The organism is Chitinophaga parva, assembly GCF_003071345.1.
GTDB lineage: Bacteria > Bacteroidota > Bacteroidia > Chitinophagales > Chitinophagaceae > Chitinophaga > Chitinophaga parva.
In genome coordinates this window covers 828,095-845,787 of the sequence record NZ_QCYK01000001.1, presented here as the reverse complement: position 1 = coordinate 845,787, position 17,693 = coordinate 828,095, and the positions used below count along the sequence as shown (strand labels likewise).

The window sequence follows — 17,693 nt, the reverse complement described above, 5'->3', positions numbered from 1 at the left end:
ACATGAACCATCGAAGCATTATAACTTTTTACCTGACCGCACTAGCCATACCACTGGCAACCGGCTGCAAAAAATTTGTGGACCCGGGACCGCCGCCAACGCAACTGGTTAGCCAGACGGTTTATGACAACGAAGCCACGGCGGCAGCTGCTGTCAATGGCATTTATAGTAAAATGATGGAAAGCCCCGGATTTGCCAACTGGCATATTACATTGTATGCCGGCCTTTCTGCCGATGAATACATCAACTATGCACCTACCGCCGAGCAGGTGCAGCTTTATACCAATAGCCTGAACGCACAGAACACCAACGTTTACACTTTCTGGTCCGAGGCATATAACTACATCTACATGACTAACGCGGTGCTGGAAGGACTGGGTCGCTCCACCGGCGTGAGCACTCCTGTCAAGACCCGCCTTGGCGCGGAGGCCAAATTCATCCGCGCCTTCTGCTATTTTTACCTGGTAAACTTTTATGGGCCCGTGCCGCTGGCGCTATCCACTGATTACCAGACCAACAACCGTCTGGCCCGCAGCCCAGCGGACTCCGTCTACGCGCAGATCACCGCCGACCTGGAAAGCAGCGCCACCGAGCTACCGACCACCTACGATCCATACGGCGGATCCCGGGCAAGAGCTACCAGCTGGGCAGCCTACGCCTTATTGGCGAGGGTCTACCTTTACACCGGTAAATGGCAAGCGGCCGAAGCAGCCGCCAGCCGGCTGCTGGAAGGTAATTCGCTGTTTAGATTAGAAGACGATCTCTCCTTGGTTTTTACGCCATCAAGCCAAGAGGCCATCTGGCAACTAGCCGCAGTTTCTCCCTACACGCCTACCTATGACGGATACTTTAATATCTTGACCACTGCCCCCAGCAGCCAGGCGCTCCGACCTGCACTCCTTGACAGCTTTGAGGCGGCAGACCTCCGCAAACAGAACTGGATAAGCTCCTACCAGGATGGCACCGGCACTTACTACTTCCCCTTTAAGTATAAAGTTCAAACCATCACCGCCGGCACTGCCTATCCCGAACAAACCACCGTACTGCGACTGGGTGAGCTTTATCTAATCCGGGCCGAAGCAAGGCTACAGCAGTCTGACCTTGCTGGCTCAGTATTCGATATCAACGCCATTCGTAACCGCGCAGGTCTTAGCCCATTTTCCAGTGATGATCCCGCCGCCACCCGCAATCAATTACTACGCCAAAGGCAGCTGGAACTTTTCTGTGAATGGGGACACCGCTGGCTGGATTTAAAAAGGCTATCTCTTACCGCATCGGTACTTACCGCCACCAAAGGCAAGCCATGGAGCCCAGGCGCTGATCTTTATCCGATTCCACGTAAAGAGATCACTAACAATTCCCACCTATCCCAAAACGACGGATACCAATAACAAAGGCGGGCAGCGTGGCCCGCCTTCAAACAATTTTGATCATGACTTATTTCCGAGCCACCATATTACTGCTGCTGGTTTGTTACCAAATAGGAGCCAGGGGCCAGCAACTGCAACCGGGAGACCGGCTGCCGGCTTACACTTTTACTGAAGTGCTCAATTATAGTCCGGGCCAGCTTCGTACCGATCAAGTAGGAGGCAAGGCAGTCATTTTAGATTTTTGGACGACCTACTGCGCTCCCTGCATCGCGGAGATGCCCTACCTGGATTCCCTGCAGCATGAATTCGCAGACCAGCTGCAGATCATTGCCGTAGCGATGGAACTGAAGCCAACGGTCAACCGGCTTTTAGACCGACTGCGATCCAACGGCTATTTGCCCTTCATGGCGTTGCCTTTTCCGAAGGACACGATCTTGTATCAACAACTGGTAGGTAAAGGCGCTCCGCTGGGACAACATACCTGGATAGATCGCCATGGAATCATCCGTTATTTTTCACAAGGAAGGACATTACTATCCCGTGAAAATATCAGGGCCTTCCTGGCCGGCGCCCCCGTGGCCGCACTGGACTCCTTTGTGGCGGAGCGCAGAAAGCAAAACGAGGCCGACCAGCGGGTCACCCAAATAACCGCTGTCCCCACCCCGGCCAGTGAGACCGGCGCCATTGCCGCCTCCTACCTGGCGCGGTGGACACCCGCCATGGGCCATTACATACCCACCATGATTGCCACCCATATGCCGGGCCAGGCGATCCGCGTAGCCGGCGCTCCACTATCAAAGCTCTACTACCTGGCCTATGGTGACACCTTGGTTTATTATCCTGTTGCTGGCGTGGCCAACTCCTACGGAAAATTATGGCCAGTGCCCATCTTTCAAACGCACCGCCGTCCTGCCAGCGACGGCCAGGATAGCAACCAGCTTTATTACTACTTTCAATCCGCTCCCGACAGTGTAACCAATGCCACCCGCCTGCAGGCGGTAATGAGGGCGCAACTGCAAGCGGTATTTAACTACCACGTCTCCATCCAGACAAGACCCATGCCTTGCTGGAAGCTCACGGTTGCGGACGAGCGTAAAATACCCCGAAGCCGGCGGGACCAAAAACCTGAAGACAACAGCGACGTCGGCCAGATTGCCCTTTCCGGCGTGGGGTCCGATTATTTGACCTACCGGCTGTATAGCGCCTTTCCCCTGCAGCCGCCCATTATCGACAGCACGGGCGGGCTTTCGGGACTACAGATAAGCATTCCCTTTGACGGGAGTTTTGAAAAACTTAAAGCCGGATTAAAGGCCGCAGGGCTATCCCTTACCTTATCAACAACACCCATGCGGGTCATTGTGATCTCGGATTAATGCAGGTCCCCGCCGCAGGTGTTGTGAGAAGATAGGCTCTATTTTATATCGACGGTCGCAAACGGTGGCGACCGGCCAGTATCCGCATAGGGGCTGGTAGTTCAAAACCACTTATAGGCCACGGCAGCAGTGCCGTGGTCTATTTGTTTGCAAGCACGGTGGGCGCCAGGGCATAGGAATACAGGTACTGGTCGATAACCGCATAAAGCACACCGTTGTAAATGGACATATCACTGAGCCTTTTATGACCTTGTTTGGAAAGATAAAAGCTCTCCCGGTATCCCTTACCTAGCTCATAAACATCCACAATGGCGGCGCCATCCAGCACCTGGTCCGGATCATTATCTGCCAACACTTCGCTGGCTATCAACAAATGATTTTGTGCGGCGGCCGCCAGGCGGTTGACGACCACCGGCGGAGCCGCCAACTGGCTGCGGGTACTATCGGCATAGGTCTGCACTTTGATCTTTGCTACGCTGTTGGTATCGATAGTATGGCCCCGGGAAAGTAGGGAGAGACTGGAATCCATCACCAGGTATTGGTTGCGAAACAGGTAGACATAGATAAACACCGCAGGATCCGTTGAATGCAGCAGCTTACCTTCCGTGCAAAACACGCCGTCCACTTGTTTGGTGAGTAGCTCGGCGTGATCGGTCACCTGGCCACGGCCTGGCCCATATAGGCTCAGGATATTCTGGTGCCGGAGTGGGTCATATCGCCTGAGCCCAATATGGGTCCCGTCAAAAACGGCCGCCTGGTTAAAGCCATAGGCGCTGAGGCTACCGCTGGTAGCGAATTGTAACTGCCCAGCATCTGCCTGGTAGACCGCGCCCTGCAAGCCATCTGTTACAAAGGCCGACGGTCCTGCAACGGATAGCCGGGAAGCCAGTGAGGGGGCTTTGCCAGCGGGGAAGGCAAGTGCCACCGCCATCGTGTCCATTACGCCCGTCCTGACGCGTAAGGCAACGCGGGGGTTGGTATAATTGCCCAGGAGCAGGTAAGGCCCGGAGGCACCCGCTATATAGTAAGAATTTACACCCAGATTGATGGAGCGGCCGGCCGTGAGTAGATGGGGAGGATAGGCGCGAAGAAAGGCGCCACTAACGCGGGTCTTCCAGCTGGAGAGCCCGTTGAGTACTGCCGGCACACCGACCGCCATGCAAAAGAGCACTGCCAGAATTTTGATTCTGCCTTTCATGTTGGAACAAAATTAAAATGGCTGGCAGTGTAAAAACTGCCAGCCGACATAAGGAATTAAAAAACCGGCCTACTAAATGTGGAAGCGCTGATCCACGCACTGTGCAGGATTAGAGGTTGATTTGTTGAAATACAAATTCGTGCAGGGAGTACCGCTGGTCAGGTTGCAGCCGGGCGGAATGTTGGATACCGCCGTACAAGCGCCAGGACTCTGTTGGAAGCCATCCAGAAACCTGGAATGGGCATTGGTCACTACCGCTCCGAGTAAAGCTGCCGCAACGGCTGCGCCGAAAAACAGATTGTGCTTTTTCATTCTCTTAAATTTTTTAGGTGAACAATTTTTTGTTTATGCTTAGGATCCTAATGCAAGTAATGAGGGGAGTCACCGGCCATGGAGACTATCAAAGCCGCCATGAGCCAAGCACATAACGATGGCCCTGCCAAGAAGGACTTGCCAGCACGCCGAGGGCGGCCAGTATCGTAGCACCAATGTTAAACACCAGGTGCTGTCGCCAGGTCATGTCCTGTAGTATGCCACCGCAGCTGCAGGGCACATACTGGCTAAACTTTAGAATGATGATAATATATGTAGTAAACATGACCATGAGGCTAAAGACTCCATAAAAGCCAAGCAGTCTCGTTCTTGGAAATAGCAGCGCAGCGACGCTGGCCAGCTCCAAAGCAGGAACCATCACTACCAGCCAACTGGCGTAAGCGCTGAGCGGCGGGGAAAGCCCGAGCTGCGATTTAAATTGGGCGAACGTTAGCAACTTCATGGCAGCGGCATACGTAAAAAGGACTACAAAGAATAGCGATAGCCACACTGTTATCGTTGATCTTTTCATGGCGGATAAATTTGGCAATGAATTATCAGGGCCATAGGCATATCTATCCCGCGTCCTTAAAGCGGAACTGGAAAACAGGTGGTCAGAAATGAGGGGATGTGAACTATAAAATCCTAACAATAGCTTTTTAATCTGGGGATGAGTTGCGTCCTACTTTACTAGCATTAGCGTATCCTGGGCCCATAGATACTCCTATTCTCAAATTGACAAGATTAGTTCTTTTATTCTCCCTGGTTTTATGATGAACGTGATTACTTAGGTCAAAGCTACGTTTATCGTTTAAACTTTTTGTTATGAACAGACAGACAATTTTTTGTGAACATTCGACACAGGCTTTATGAGTGATGGACTCCCGTTCAGTCTTTTCTTTTAGCTGACTGGCGGATTTGGGAGGGTGTCTGATCAAACCTTCGTCGGACTGCTGCACTGAAGTTGGAATAGTCTTCATAGCCAAACTCGGTTGCTATTTCGGCAAGCGGCTTTAGGCTACAGCATAAGCGCCGGTAGATAGCTTCCATCCTGGCCTGGAGAAAAAACTGGAGCATGCTCATGCCAAAACTTGCTTTGAATAGGCGCTCCAGCATTTTACCATGCATGCCGACAGCCTGCGACAATTCCCTTAGTGATGGTGGATGCATATGAAAAAGGCTGGCAAGCAACCGGGCCCTTACTTTGCGAAGTGATTCCAGCTGGTGCTCATTGCTCAAACTTTCTGCTACCATTGACATTTCCAACAGATCAAAGGCATTAAAGACAAACTTTTCCATCTCTGTATTGCGCACCGAAGCGGTCAAGCCCTCGGTCCACCATCTGCCGGCAATCTGCTTAAGCCTACCATCATCCTCCACATTCCATCTAAAAACGGTCGCCTCCTTCACGTCCCGGAGGTTAAGCAAAGCCGACGCCAGCGAAGGGAAGGTATGCTGATAGGTCTTTATCATTTTGAACGGGATAAAAAGATTGGCTGATACCATGTCATTATCCTTAGACAGAAATACTTCATGGTTGACAGATGAGGTTCTAATGATATTTAGCTGGCCGGCTGTTGCCAAGGCCACCTGCGCTCTGCTTCGATACTCCACCTGTCCATCCATCAGGTAAAACATATTATATTGGTCGCCTTTTATTTTTAGCAGGAAGGTCGTTTCTTCCCTAGCCTCATAATAGAGGAACCAGCACACGCCCGAACTGGTAGCAATAGCTTTTAAAACAATCAGGCATTTATTTTTAATTTCAGCGTAATAGCTCTCAGCACCGGGCATTTGTCCTTTGGGCCAATTATGGGGGATACCAGCAATCCACTCAATCCGCCGGTTCTTGGAAAGGTAGATTTCAAAAGGAATGTCATTCATTCAATGGTCATGGGTAGGGTTAAGAAAATATTAAGTTCGTGTATACATCCAATATAGTAAATAGCTTTAAACTTAATTTATGAGCAATAGACAAATTGAATTCCTATCTTATTGTCATGAAACGGCCGCCCGTGTAGCCTTAGTGACTATAGTCACATTACCCATTAAAACGGCGCCCTGGAAAGTTGATCAGCACTGAAAACATTTTTATCATTAAACAGCACACCTAATGATTTTAAAGGAAGCCGGCCGCTTGTTAAAGCGCGATCATGCATGCTATTGTATTCTACGCTCGTCAAACCTTGCCAATCCACACGCACCTACCTAGTTTTCGATAAGCGGGACTTTAACCGGCACTAGGCTCTAATCTCATTTTAATTTCTGCCGCTTTTTTTGTATCTTGAAAGATGGCCCTCGAAGGCCTGCATCCATCGTTAAGCCTCCATAGTAGTACATCTTAGCTACCCCATGCCTGTAAACAAACAGCCACCCTGTTAGCCGGATCCCATTAAATACCTTATTACTATGGACGAATTATTTATTGCAATTGAAACCCTGGTCAACAACTTTGCCTCCTTGTCTCAGGAGCAGTTGCCCCAGGCAGATATCCATTGGGGCCAGTGGGCTCCTGATCTTGACAAGACCCTGGCTTCATTTTTCCAACAATCGCTCAATGCCATTTCCCGCCTTGCTGATCAGCAGGAGGCCAGCCGGTTTGTACATACCTTGCAAGGCAAGTTCAACGACCTGGTGGAAAGCATCTTCCGGTTTGGATCCGCTTCTGCCGCGAGCCCCATGCCACCAACGGTCTACGACAATGTCTGCCAACAGCTGACCGTTGCCATCGATGACTTCAGTAAACAGTTCGGTCGGTATCTAAACCCCCTGACACCACTGCCCTACACGCATAGCCAGATCGTGGGCCGCCAGATGGGAAAGATGGTCAGCCAGATACAGGAACTATACCATTCCACCCGGGTTGACAAACCCCTGCTCTCCATTGCGCTCAAGCCGCTGGTCAACAGGGCAACCAATCCCACCGGAATCACCTACTACGAGCTATCCTATTTGCAAGCGCTCTCCTCTGACTTGAGGCAACTGCGCATCCAGGAAGACCTGGACACCTACACCATCCATTTTTTAAAAATCCTTTCCAATCAACTCAAAGAAATCCCCTTCAACGAGTCCAAGACCAACGTCCTGCTCAACGTAGTGCTGCTACATTACAATTTCAATTCCCCGGAGTACATCTCCTTTTGCGTACTCAATTTGATGGAGAAACTCGACACTCTTCCGACGCCGGAAGATAAGATCAAAATACTGCGGCTCTATATCCGGATGCTGCAGCAGGTGATCATCCGCCCGGGAGCGTCCCTATTGCCAGGCGACCTACCTCCTGCCAATCAACAGATCAGGTCCTTCATTGAGGCAGAAATCACCTACCAGGAATCCAAACTCAACGGCGACCAACAACACCGGTCTTTTGAAAAGATCGATACTGCCCTGTCCTCTTATGAGCTTCCGGTAGTGGTGGAGCTACTTATGAAGGATGGCGTTATTACCGATACCAATCGCTCTAAAATCTACCGGGTGATCTCTAACGCCTTTAACACAGTAGGCTCCGATGACGTAAGCCCGGAAAGCCTCCGCAGTAAAGGAAATAAAAACAACATGAAAGCCTCCGCTGTCCATTCCATCAGGGCAAGGGTCATAAAGTGGCTGGAAATTATCCGCAGCTGGTAGCCCCCGCCATGCTGGTCAACGGTCAACGGTCAGCTGTCACCTAGCAGCCTGCAGACTGCATTTAAAGTGCAGCCGGCCGCGCACCATCCCGCCTTTTTGGCCACAACGCTACTGGCCGCTTTTCCCTTTTTGTCAAACTAGCACATTGAGTCCCAGCCGTCTGCCGGTGGGTACACCCATTCATTGGACCTAGTCCCCCATGGTAACAGGGACGCATATGCTTTTTTTTGTCCTTGGTTTTTTGATGGACACCCCAAATCCCTGTACCAGCTTATCCATTTAAACTTTTACCCATGGACAGGAACCTATCTCAACTCACCCTTGAGATGTTGGAGGTAACCGGCGCTATCCTAAGAAATGAAGGAAACTCTATTAGAGCCATCTCTACCAACATCGCCCAGATTAACGCCTATATTGAACGGCTTAACCTTTACTTGGACAATCATGCATTCCAAGACACACAGGAAGAAATCAGCTTCTTCAAAACCATCCGTCCAGAGTTTGATGGCCGCTTACTGCTTTATGTCCGGCTGTTGCACTTGGAAAGTAAGTGTGAGATGGCCTCCACCGAGGAAAAGCTAGTCTTCTTCCAACAAGAGCGAAAGCGCATCAGCCAGTTCTCTCAGTTGCACCGGGACTTCTTCCGCTATTTTCTCACGGAGTCCACACACCTGGACAACCTCTACTTCACCCGTAGCGCAAACGACCAGCTTCCATTTATCGATGGGGATTTCCCGCTGTTCTATGACAAGCGATACTATGCCCGCATGAGTTTTAAGATCGCCTGCATCCACAGTCACCGGCTGATGCTTTCCTATCTGAACGACCAACAGCGCACCATCTCCCCGGATGGTACCAGCACGACTACGCCCACTGAAAGGCTGGTGTGGACGGGTTCTGTAACAGCGCTGGCTGAGCTAATCTACGGGCTCCAGGAGTATGGCGTGTTTAATAACACCAAGGTGGAAGTAAAAAAAATTGCCCGCTACTTTCAAGAGGTCTTCGGCGTCAAGATTGAGAACACTATCTACAAATACTATGAAGACATGCGTATCCGCAAAAAAAGCAGGACCCCGTTTTTTGACGGCGTCAAAAATGCGCTCCTTCGGCGCATGGACAAGGACGATGAGGAAGCCCTGTAAATTTTATTTTCCCCAGCTACGGAAACCTTACAGATTTCGCCTCTCCGCAAAGCCACTTTTGTGACGAAACAATGATTTAGTAAACGAAAAAATAAATCACATGCTCGTCAACAACATCTCGTGGGCGCAGTTTGCCACCTACACCGTCGTCGGAATAGGTGTGTACTATGCCGGGTTGATACTGCTGCGCAAGATCACTGTGATCCCCCAGCGTAAAAGCAACCCGATGAGCCCCCCTGCTGAAAATAATGCGGTTAAAGAAAAAGTATTCTGGCATCCGGAGCCCTCTCCCTATGCCCCCACAGCCAACGCGGCTGACCAAGAGCTGGACCAGGAAGGGCCGGAAAACTGGCAGCAGGATGAGGACCAGCAAGATCACAGCTTTGAGGCCCTCCAAATGCTGGCCAACGACATCGACCGCATTATCGGCGATCATGTCAGCTACCCGGACAAAGCCTCTATGATGGCTGAGATCAGCAAACACGTTGCCCTTTACCCGGTACTCAGTGACGCCGCATTTAAATCAGCCATTGGAAATATCATCATCAAAGCAGCTAAGGTAGACCGTGATCTGGAGATCACGCGCTCCGAAACTGACACCCTGTGGGAACAACCCGAATAGGGGTGAAAAGGTGCCCGGGCGGCAGTGAGAGACAGTAGGTGCGGGGTTACGGGCCCGCCCGGCCCTTTTCATTTTTTCATTAGCTCTTTCTCATCATTTATCACCATCACATTTTAACGAGGTATGAAACGGTATTGTGCAGTTAGAATAAAATGTGTGGGCAGAAAGTACTACGTAAGACTTTCTATCCTCACCCTTACAGCTCTTTTAAATCTGGTTTCCCTTGCAGCTTATTGCCAGGATGGCGCGGCAGGTGTTACCAATGCAACGGACGAAGTAAAAAAATATTTCAGTATCGGCATCGACTTAATGTATGCCGTGGGCGCGGTTCTCGGGCTCATCGGAGCTACAAAGGTGTATACTAAATGGAACAGTGGAGACCAGGATACCAGTAAGGTGGCCAGCCAGTGGTTTGGCAGCTGCATCTTCCTGGTAGTGGTGGCCACCATCCTGCGTGGCTTCTTTAAAGTAGCATAACCAGGGTATGCACAGCCGACTGCGCCAGCTGCTATTTGAATATTTAACCCGGCAAGCGCCGGAGCTGCTCATAAACGGCGGCGCCAAACGTTCACTGGACGGTTTGTTATCCATAACGGTAGAACAGGTAAGCGGAATAGAGGAGTGGCTTTTAAGTAAAGGCATACCCGCTGACAGGGTAGAAGTTATTTGTTGCGACCTAATGACCCGCAGATGGCGACCCTCTAAGTATCACTACATCGCCGGGCTACTGGCAACATATCAACCAGCGCAGTATGCGCTGTGGCGGGAAAATGGAACGCTTACCTACCAGGTGAGCCGGCTCATCGACCAATGCGGTCCTGCATTTGGTGCATTTTGTTTTAGTCCAGCCAATACCGGCGATCAGGCGCTTACAGTGGCTATCTGCAACATCATTGAATCTTACATCCATCCGACCGGCATAGCACAATAGCGATAAACTTCTTCTCTCTTATTCCCTTCCAATTCCTCCTCCGAGCGGGCTGGGTGCAATACCCACCCGCTCTTTTAAAAAACTTATTTTATGTCCAACACTATCTATTCCATCAACCGGGGCATCAACAAGCCCATCGAATTCCGCGGCCTTAAAGGACAATATATTTCTTACCTGGCCATCGGCCTGGTATGTCTGCTGCTCGTTTTTGCCGTGGGTTATATCATCGGCATCCCACCCTACCTCTGGGTAGCCGTCACCCTTATACTCGGTTTCGGACTTTTTTCCATCACCTTCAAGTATAGCCACCAGTATGGTCAATACGGGCTGATGAAAAAAGCGGCCCAACGGCAAATACCCACGGCCATCATCTGTCGCCAGCGCCGGACCTTTCTTAGCCTTCCCAAGGGCGGCGAAACTCCGTCTGCCACCAAATAAACCCTCCTTTCGCCATGGAACAACTCATTGAAAAAATAAAACTGGCTGACGACCTCTATTCGGTCGATCTCAGGCGCGGCGGCCTGGCGCTGGCGGCTGACCAGGAGAAACTGCTCTCCTTTCAAAAAATGGAAAGTCTGGTCACCAAAGCGGGTGTGGCCACCCACCGCCGGATCCTCTACGACATGGAAGCCAAAGACACTTACCTGGTAGAACCTTCCAGGATCATCCTCCCCGCGACGGTAAAACTGCTGGAGTTTCCGCATGAACAGTTCATTGCTTCCACAGGCCGGCCTCTGCCGCAGCTCATAGCACTGGACCTCGTTGATTTTATGGCCGAAGGCGTGTATGGTGCCCGGGAGATTCCCCGGCAAAAAATCTTTGGTAACGAATTTTTTGTGGACACCATGAAAATGGAACTGCGCCAGGTCAACAACCAAAAAAACACCATCTCCTTCGAAGACTTGTCCATGAACCAACACAAGATTTTCTTCGACTACAACCTGCAGTATAAAAACGTCCCAAAGCCTGCGGATGCCTTCTCACCCCACAATACCACTGCCTGGCTTCCGCTGTTGAGGGACATGGACCCAGTGGTCTGGAACCGTATCCAAAAATCTCAGGTGGAAATAGACCAAATGCTTAACAGCACAGTCCCGCTGCACGCACATAAGCCTCGGCACATGGACGCCAGCTCGCCCCGGCAGCACCGGCCTGGTGGTAGCCACTAATCATCCCATCATTTTTGTAAACGCCCGCTCAAGCATGGAACAAACATATTTAGACGTAAGCCTGGCCGGTGATATTTACCGCGTGTCCGACGACCGGACTGCCCTGCAGTACGTAAAGGATCCCACTAAATCCATTTCCTTCTCGGACATGGAGCGGCTTAAAACGGAAAGCCCATTGGTGTGGGTCAGGTTCTTATATGATACCAACACCAAAAGCCTTTACAATCCTGAAAAAATTCCTGCCAAACTGCCGCCAGAAGTAAAGTACGTGGAATTCCCTGACCTTCTGTTTTTGAATCCCAGGCTTGGCGCCAAAGCATTCGGCGAAGACCCAGAGGAAGTGGTTCGGAACTTACCAAAAGATGGCGGAAGGGTCATTTATCCCGCCAACCTGATTCCCCGCACCGAAATCAATGGCAAACAATATCACCTGGATTCTGAGAAAATGGAATTCAGGCGGGTCAACGATCCCAAGGACGTAATTAAGATCGATAACATCATTACCATTTCAGACTCGGTCATCAAAAAAATACTGGAGGCCCTGTTCAAACCACCGCCACCGCGGCCGCCCCGTAAACGGGATGGAGAAGACCCCTCCCGCAGCCCGGGTGGATTGTAGCATGAGCGCCAACCGACCCACCTTTCTGTCACCCTTGCCTGCCACCTCCGGCAAGCGCTACTCACTTACCAAATTTTAACAGCCGTTCCCTATGTTATTTGTCATATTAGTTATTGCCATCGTTATCGCCGCCGGCATCCTGCTGCAGCTGCGCGATCCCAAGGCCAAAGTCGTGGCCCTGGACAAATGGTTTCCGATCTCAAAAATTGAAGGCGACTGCCTGATCTCCCGGCAGGGAGATGCCACCCTGGCTTTTGAACTCACCCTGCCTGAAATCTTTACGCTGTCCACCGATGAATACGAGGCCCTGCACCATACCTGGATCAGGGCCATCAAAGTCCTACCACCTGGCACCGTGCTGCACAAACAGGATTGGTTCCTGGAAGACAAATTCCGGGCAGACCCTGAGAAGGAAAAATCGTTTCTACAACAAAGTTCCGACGCCTTCTTCCACGAACGGCCTACCATGGAGCATCGGTGCTACCTGATGTTAACCCGCAAGGCCCCTAAGCGCAGGGTCGCCACTTCCATGTTTTCCAGTCTGATCAAACCCTCCCTGGTAGCTCCCGAGATCATAGACCCCCAGACCTTTGCCGACTTTACAGACAAGGCCTCCCAGTTTGAACGGCTGCTCTCTGAGGGAGGGTTTATCACCGTACGTAAGATGAAAACCGATGAACTGGCGGGTACAGAAGATAAGGCCGGCCTGCTGGAACGGTATTGTTTCCTGCTCGGCCAAAACGAGCAGCCGCTGATGCGCGACATCAGCTTTAAACCAGAATGGAAGATCGGGGAGCAATACTGCCAACTGTACTCTCTGGCAGAAATGGAGGACCTGCCCTCCCAATGCGCCTCTCGGCTCACCTATGACCGCTACTCTTCGGACAAGAGCAAATATCCGGTGGGCTTTGCAGCTTACATCGGCCAGCTCTTACCGGGCAACCATATATACAACCAGTTCATCTCCATTGAAGACACCCAAAAGGTATTTAAAAAGCTGGAGGCCAAACGCCGGCGCCTGCAGTCCCTGTCTGCTTATAGCAGGGAAAACGCCATTGCGCGGGATGCCACCAACGAATTTCTCAATGAAGCCATTAGCCAACAACGCCAGCCGGTCCGGGCCCACTTCAACATCATGCTTTGGACCGATGATAAAGAGCAACTCAAAGACCTCCGCAATAAGGTCAGCGCCGCCCTTGCCCAGATGGATGCTAATCCCCGCCAGGAAATGGTGGGTGCGCCCCAACTCTACTGGGCCGGTCTTCCCGGCAACGCTGGTGATATTGCCGACAACGAATGCTTTGACACCTTCACTGAGCAAGCGACCTGCTTTTTTGCCCAGGACTCCAGCTACCGCGACTCCGTGAGCCCGTTTGGGATCCGGCTCGTCGACCGCCAGAGTGGCAAACCTGTATGGGTAGACATATCGGATGAGCCCATGGGAAAGACCACGGCAAATAGAAACAAGGCAGTCTTCGGTAGCTCCGGTAGTGGAAAATCCATGTTCATGAACCACCTAGTCAGGTCTTACTACGAACAGGGCGCCCACATTGTGCTCATCGACGTGGGTGGAAGTTACACGGGCCTGTGCCAGCTATTGGGCGGCTACTACTTCGCCTACACGGAAGAAAAGCCTATCACCTTCAATCCCTTCTTTGTGGCCGAGGGCGACTCCATGGACACCGAGAAAAAAGAAAGCATCAAAACTTTGATCCTTAGCCTATGGAAAAAGGATGACGAGGCTTTTAAACGCTCCGAATACGTGGCCCTCTCCAATGCCCTGAACCTGTATTTCGAATACCTGGACAAACACCCGAACATCTTTCCCTGCTTTGATTCCTTTTACGATTTCCTGCGCGACACCTACGTATCAGTGCTGCAGGGCGAAAACGTCAAAGAAAAGCACTTCGACATCGACAACTTCCTTTATGTGCTGCGGCCCTTTTATAAGGATGGGGAGTTTGGCTACCTGCTCAACGCCAGGGAGCGACTCAACGTCTTCCAGCAGCGATTCATTGTCTTTGAGTTAGATAACATCAAGGACCATCCCATCCTTTTCAGCATTGTTACCCTGATCATTTGCGAGCTATTCATTGCCAAGATGCGCAAGCTAAAGGGCATCCGCAAGGTGATCATCATCGAAGAAGCCTGGAAGGCCATCACAAAGAGCGGCATGGCGGAGTTCATGCGCTACCTCTACAAAACGGTCCGCAAATTCTTCGGAGAAGCCGTCGTGGTGAGCCAGGAACTCGATGACGTCATCAATAGCCCCATTATCCGTGAAGCGATCTTAAATAATGCTGACTGCAAAATCCTGCTGGACATGAGAAAATTTGCCAACAAGTTTGACCAGATTCAAACCACCATGTCCATGCCCGACAAAGGCAAGCCCATGGTGCTGAGCCTGAACAAAAGCAACGATCCCCGCCGGCGTTACCGGGAACTCTATATAGAGCTTGGCGGCATCTCCATGAAGGTCTACGGTTTTGAGCCCAGTCCCGCAGAGTATTACGCTTATACTACTGAGGAAAAAGAAAAGATGCTGGTGCAACAATATACCGCCCAGCAGGGTGGGGACATGAAAAAGGGAATCCGCGCTTTACTGGCAGACCAGCGATCCGGCAAAAAATAATTCAATCACCCGTAAATCACTTTCTCTATGAAACGATTTGCCATCACCGTCGCCATCATGGTCTCCTGCCTGGTGCTGGTGCCCACTCAGCAGAGCCATGGCCAGGCTATAGCCGAGATCATCCGGGAGGCCATCGTCAAGGTGATCAAGGCCGTGGACCTGATGATCCAGCGCCTGCAGAACGCCACCATTCAACTGCAAAACGCCCAGAAGGCCATCGAAAATGAGCTTTCCAAGCTGAAATTAAAAGAGATCGCCGACTGGGGGGAGAAACAGCGCCAGCTTTTTAAGACCTATTACGATGAGCTCTGGCATGTGCGCTCCATCATCATGTACTACCAGCGGGTCAAAGACATCGTAAACAAACAAGCCCAGATCGTAACGGAGTATAAGTCCGCCTTTAGCCTCTTTCAAAAAGACAAACACTTCAGCGCCGCCGAGCTGCAACATATCTCAGACGTCTACCTCGGTATCCTGAACCAGAGTGTCAAAAACGTGGAAGAACTGACCATGGTGGTCAACTCCCTGACCACCCAGATGAGCGACGCTGCCCGCCTAGCCATGATTGGCCACGTTGGCCAGGCCGTAGACAACAACCTGGCAGATCTGCGCACCTTCACTCACCAAAACAAGCTACTCAGCCTGCAGCGGTCTAAGGACGCCAGCGACATGGAAACCGTCCGGCAACTCTATGGTTTGCCATGAGGGCTGCAGGACCAGCATCCGCAATAGTTCTTCCCTTGAAAAAACGCGAGTATATGAAAAAGGAAAAGCCCGAACAATTTGACGACATCGCATTTCGCAAGTCGCTTTCCAGCCAGGAAGCCTTCGAAGCCCGTACCAAAAGAGGTATGCAACCAGTCGTCGATATCGCCGGATGGCCTTATTATGTTAACGTCCGCTGGAATCTGCTGGAGCCCCGGCTGGTTATGGGTGAAAGCAAAGTCCGTCCTACCATCAACTTGGATAAGGATTGCTACCACAATGAAACAGGTGAATTCTCCTTGTACTACCATACAAAAAAGCAGGCGCCGTTCGAGGACCTGGACTACGCTGCCTCTCTTCCCAAAAACGTGGTTTTTGTCAAAATACCGGGCATCTATGAACTCGACCCGGTAGGGATGGCCAGAGAGGATCAGTTAGCTGACCCACACGCCTACATAAAAAAACCCTTGCAGCTATATCACACCGCAGCGATCATTGAACTCAAGGATTCTCCGGCCATGGACATCATCCAACAAAACAAGCAGGAACTAAAAGAATGGAGAAAGCTACAGCGGCAGCAAAAAAATCGGGTTCCTCGGTTACTGATTCCCCGCCCACCAGGAAGAAAAAAAATCTGATACCCGTTCCATCACACTAAAAAACGTACCGGCTATGAAACGCATCATTTTTATACTGTTTGCCTGCCTGCTTGTGGCACTTCCGGCCACCACGCATGCGCAGACATTTTCTGAATGGTTCTTTCAGAAAAAGACCCAAAAAAAATACCTGTTAAAGCAGATCGCCCTGCTACAGACTTATCTGCTGGAGTTAAAGCAAGGATACGATATCTGCAAGGATGGTCTGGGCCTCATCCATGACATCAAAAACGGCGAATTCAGCTTGCATAACGCCTTCTATACGTCGCTTAAAACCGTGAACCCGAAGATCAAGGGCTTTTCTGCCGTTGCCGGCATCTTAAGCAATGAGCTCTACGTGCTTAATACCATCAAAGGCGCCGGAAAGGTCAAAGGTGCGGAGCCCCTGCCGGTATCGCTTCAATCCTCCATCGACAACACCCGCCAGCGGGTAGGGGATGACTGCGACCGGGTAATTGCTGAAACCACGGACCTGGTCACCAGCGGGACGTTTGCCATGACCGATGATGCCCGGCTAAAGCGTATCACCGCCCTGTTTGATTATTCCCGTCGTCAGGTCTCCTTCGTCCAGTCATACCGGATGCAGCTGAACCTGCTGCTACAAAGCCAGCAGCAGGACCGCCATGACATGGAGGAATGGCAACTCTGGCAGGGCATGGACTGATTCCATATCGCAACACCCAACGCAAATACGTACACCATGAAAAAAATACTCATCCTTTTGTTTACGCCGCTCTTTATCCTGGGGCCGACAATGGCCGCCCATGCGCAGGAGGCCGAAATAGAGCAGCTCCTGCTCAATGTCGAAAAACTGGCCGAGTTAAAAAGCATCCTGCAAAAGATGTATGACGGTTACAAGATACTGACTGAAGGCTATGAAAAAGTAAAGGAAATCACCTCCGGCAATTTCAACCTCCACGAAGTATTCCTGGATGGCCTCTATCTGGTCAGCCCCCAGGTGCGCAAATACCACCGGGTGGCAGACATTATCGATGCCGAAGCCACCATCCTTAAAGAGTACAAGGGCACGTTCGGCAAAATAAAAAGCTCCGGCGCCTTCTCCTCCGACCAACTGGGCTACCTGCAAGGCATCTACAACAACGTACTGGATGGCAGCCTTAAAAACATTGATGACCTGACCATGATCCTGACCGATTCCCAGATGCGCATGAGCGATGACGAGCGATTATCGGCCATTGACCGCATATACGCCAACATGCAAAAGCACCTGGTGTTCCTGCGCGACTTCAACCGCCAGACCTCCGTTGCCGCCTCCCAGACCCTGAAGGAGCGTAGCGATCTGCAATCGATCAACAACTTATACAACAAATAAAAGC

General features: G+C 51.1%; 19 protein-coding genes. 15 read left to right on the top strand and 4 right to left on the bottom strand.

Features of this window, described 5'->3' with window-relative positions:
- Positions 1-2 precede the first annotated feature (2 nt).
- Positions 3-1,391: a RagB/SusD family nutrient uptake outer membrane protein gene (locus DCC81_RS03730; RefSeq protein ID WP_108685244.1), complete on the top strand. Its 1,389-nt coding sequence runs from the start codon at positions 3-5 to the stop codon at positions 1,389-1,391.
- A gap of 41 nt (positions 1,392-1,432) precedes the next feature.
- Positions 1,433-2,743 (top strand): TlpA family protein disulfide reductase, encoded by a 1,311-nt coding sequence (locus DCC81_RS03725; protein WP_108685243.1) that lies wholly within the window; start codon positions 1,433-1,435, stop codon positions 2,741-2,743.
- Between the two features lie 139 nt (positions 2,744-2,882).
- Here DCC81_RS03725 and DCC81_RS03720 read toward each other — a convergent pair whose 3' ends face one another.
- The 4 genes from DCC81_RS03720 to DCC81_RS03705 all read right to left on the bottom strand — a co-directional run bounded on the left by DCC81_RS03720 (position 2,883) and on the right by DCC81_RS03705 (position 6,137).
- Positions 2,883-3,941 (bottom strand): hypothetical protein, encoded by a 1,059-nt coding sequence (locus tag DCC81_RS03720; protein ID WP_108685242.1) that lies wholly within the window; start codon positions 3,939-3,941, stop codon positions 2,883-2,885.
- A gap of 72 nt (positions 3,942-4,013) precedes the next feature.
- On the bottom strand, positions 4,014-4,253 hold the full coding sequence (locus tag DCC81_RS03715) for a hypothetical protein (protein WP_108685241.1): 240 nt from the start codon (positions 4,251-4,253) through the stop codon (positions 4,014-4,016).
- 88 nt (positions 4,254-4,341) lie between these two features.
- Positions 4,342-4,785: a MauE/DoxX family redox-associated membrane protein gene (locus tag DCC81_RS03710; protein WP_108685240.1), complete on the bottom strand. Its 444-nt coding sequence runs from the start codon at positions 4,783-4,785 to the stop codon at positions 4,342-4,344.
- A gap of 356 nt (positions 4,786-5,141) precedes the next feature.
- Entirely contained in the window at positions 5,142-6,137 is a 996-nt protein-coding gene (locus tag DCC81_RS03705; protein WP_108685239.1) for a helix-turn-helix domain-containing protein, read from the bottom strand.
- A gap of 525 nt (positions 6,138-6,662) precedes the next feature.
- Here DCC81_RS03705 and DCC81_RS03700 point away from each other — a divergent pair.
- The 13 genes from DCC81_RS03700 to DCC81_RS03640 all read left to right on the top strand — a co-directional run bounded on the left by DCC81_RS03700 (position 6,663) and on the right by DCC81_RS03640 (position 17,689).
- The gene (locus DCC81_RS03700) at positions 6,663-7,880 is read left to right on the top strand and encodes a hypothetical protein (RefSeq protein ID WP_108685238.1); all 1,218 of its coding nucleotides are present in this window, start codon (positions 6,663-6,665) and stop codon (positions 7,878-7,880) included.
- 293 nt (positions 7,881-8,173) lie between these two features.
- Entirely contained in the window at positions 8,174-9,022 is an 849-nt protein-coding gene (locus DCC81_RS03695; RefSeq protein WP_108685237.1) for an RteC domain-containing protein, read from the top strand.
- Positions 9,023-9,122: 100 nt separating this feature from the next.
- The gene (locus DCC81_RS03690) at positions 9,123-9,644 is read left to right on the top strand and encodes a hypothetical protein (RefSeq protein ID WP_133177531.1); all 522 of its coding nucleotides are present in this window, start codon (positions 9,123-9,125) and stop codon (positions 9,642-9,644) included.
- Between the two features lie 156 nt (positions 9,645-9,800).
- Positions 9,801-10,121 (top strand): DUF4134 domain-containing protein, encoded by a 321-nt coding sequence (locus DCC81_RS03685; protein WP_262510152.1) that lies wholly within the window; start codon positions 9,801-9,803, stop codon positions 10,119-10,121.
- Positions 10,122-10,128: 7 nt separating this feature from the next.
- Positions 10,129-10,575: a hypothetical protein gene (locus DCC81_RS03680; protein WP_108685234.1), complete on the top strand. Its 447-nt coding sequence runs from the start codon at positions 10,129-10,131 to the stop codon at positions 10,573-10,575.
- Between the two features lie 90 nt (positions 10,576-10,665).
- Positions 10,666-11,013, top strand: a complete 348-nt coding sequence (locus tag DCC81_RS03675; protein WP_108685233.1) for a DUF4133 domain-containing protein — start codon at positions 10,666-10,668, stop codon at positions 11,011-11,013.
- A 14-nt stretch (positions 11,014-11,027) separates the two neighbouring features.
- On the top strand, positions 11,028-11,744 hold the full coding sequence (locus DCC81_RS03670; RefSeq protein WP_108685232.1) for a hypothetical protein: 717 nt from the start codon (positions 11,028-11,030) through the stop codon (positions 11,742-11,744).
- Between the two features lie 34 nt (positions 11,745-11,778).
- Positions 11,779-12,363: a hypothetical protein gene (locus DCC81_RS03665; protein ID WP_108685231.1), complete on the top strand. Its 585-nt coding sequence runs from the start codon at positions 11,779-11,781 to the stop codon at positions 12,361-12,363.
- A 91-nt stretch (positions 12,364-12,454) separates the two neighbouring features.
- Positions 12,455-14,995, top strand: coding sequence for a TraG family conjugative transposon ATPase (locus DCC81_RS03660; protein ID WP_108685230.1), 2,541 nt, complete (start codon positions 12,455-12,457; stop codon positions 14,993-14,995).
- A gap of 27 nt (positions 14,996-15,022) precedes the next feature.
- Positions 15,023-15,700: a conjugal transfer protein TraI gene (locus tag DCC81_RS03655; RefSeq protein WP_108685229.1), complete on the top strand. Its 678-nt coding sequence runs from the start codon at positions 15,023-15,025 to the stop codon at positions 15,698-15,700.
- A gap of 53 nt (positions 15,701-15,753) precedes the next feature.
- Entirely contained in the window at positions 15,754-16,338 is a 585-nt protein-coding gene (locus DCC81_RS03650) for a hypothetical protein (protein ID WP_133177530.1), read from the top strand.
- A gap of 34 nt (positions 16,339-16,372) precedes the next feature.
- Entirely contained in the window at positions 16,373-17,020 is a 648-nt protein-coding gene (locus DCC81_RS03645; protein WP_108685227.1) for a hypothetical protein, read from the top strand.
- Positions 17,021-17,056: 36 nt separating this feature from the next.
- Entirely contained in the window at positions 17,057-17,689 is a 633-nt protein-coding gene (locus DCC81_RS03640; protein WP_108685226.1) for a hypothetical protein, read from the top strand.
- Positions 17,690-17,693: the final 4 nt, after the last annotated feature.

Bases quoted from the DNA above. Each gene is read 5' to 3' on its own strand.
- DCC81_RS03705 (WP_108685239.1), bottom strand. From the start codon at position 6,137: ATGAATGACATTCCTTTTGAAATCTACCTTTCCAAGAACCGGCGGATT.
- DCC81_RS03675 (WP_108685233.1), top strand. From the start codon at position 10,666: ATGTCCAACACTATCTATTCCATCAACCGGGGCATCAACAAGCCCATC.
- DCC81_RS03650 (WP_133177530.1), top strand. From the start codon at position 15,754: ATGAAAAAGGAAAAGCCCGAACAATTTGACGACATCGCATTTCGCAAG.
- DCC81_RS03715 (WP_108685241.1), bottom strand. From the start codon at position 4,253: ATGAAAAAGCACAATCTGTTTTTCGGCGCAGCCGTTGCGGCAGCTTTA.
- DCC81_RS03670 (WP_108685232.1), top strand. From the start codon at position 11,028: ATGGAACAACTCATTGAAAAAATAAAACTGGCTGACGACCTCTATTCG.
- DCC81_RS03690 (WP_133177531.1), top strand. From the start codon at position 9,123: ATGCTCGTCAACAACATCTCGTGGGCGCAGTTTGCCACCTACACCGTC.
- DCC81_RS03665 (WP_108685231.1), top strand. From the start codon at position 11,779: ATGGAACAAACATATTTAGACGTAAGCCTGGCCGGTGATATTTACCGC.
- DCC81_RS03660 (WP_108685230.1), top strand. From the start codon at position 12,455: ATGTTATTTGTCATATTAGTTATTGCCATCGTTATCGCCGCCGGCATC.
- DCC81_RS03645 (WP_108685227.1), top strand. From the start codon at position 16,373: ATGAAACGCATCATTTTTATACTGTTTGCCTGCCTGCTTGTGGCACTT.
- DCC81_RS03710 (WP_108685240.1), bottom strand. From the start codon at position 4,785: ATGAAAAGATCAACGATAACAGTGTGGCTATCGCTATTCTTTGTAGTC.
- DCC81_RS03640 (WP_108685226.1), top strand. From the start codon at position 17,057: ATGAAAAAAATACTCATCCTTTTGTTTACGCCGCTCTTTATCCTGGGG.
- DCC81_RS03695 (WP_108685237.1), top strand. From the start codon at position 8,174: ATGGACAGGAACCTATCTCAACTCACCCTTGAGATGTTGGAGGTAACC.
- DCC81_RS03680 (WP_108685234.1), top strand. From the start codon at position 10,129: ATGCACAGCCGACTGCGCCAGCTGCTATTTGAATATTTAACCCGGCAA.
- DCC81_RS03720 (WP_108685242.1), bottom strand. From the start codon at position 3,941: ATGAAAGGCAGAATCAAAATTCTGGCAGTGCTCTTTTGCATGGCGGTC.
- DCC81_RS03730 (WP_108685244.1), top strand. From the start codon at position 3: ATGAACCATCGAAGCATTATAACTTTTTACCTGACCGCACTAGCCATA.
- DCC81_RS03655 (WP_108685229.1), top strand. From the start codon at position 15,023: ATGAAACGATTTGCCATCACCGTCGCCATCATGGTCTCCTGCCTGGTG.
- DCC81_RS03725 (WP_108685243.1), top strand. From the start codon at position 1,433: ATGACTTATTTCCGAGCCACCATATTACTGCTGCTGGTTTGTTACCAA.
- DCC81_RS03700 (WP_108685238.1), top strand. From the start codon at position 6,663: ATGGACGAATTATTTATTGCAATTGAAACCCTGGTCAACAACTTTGCC.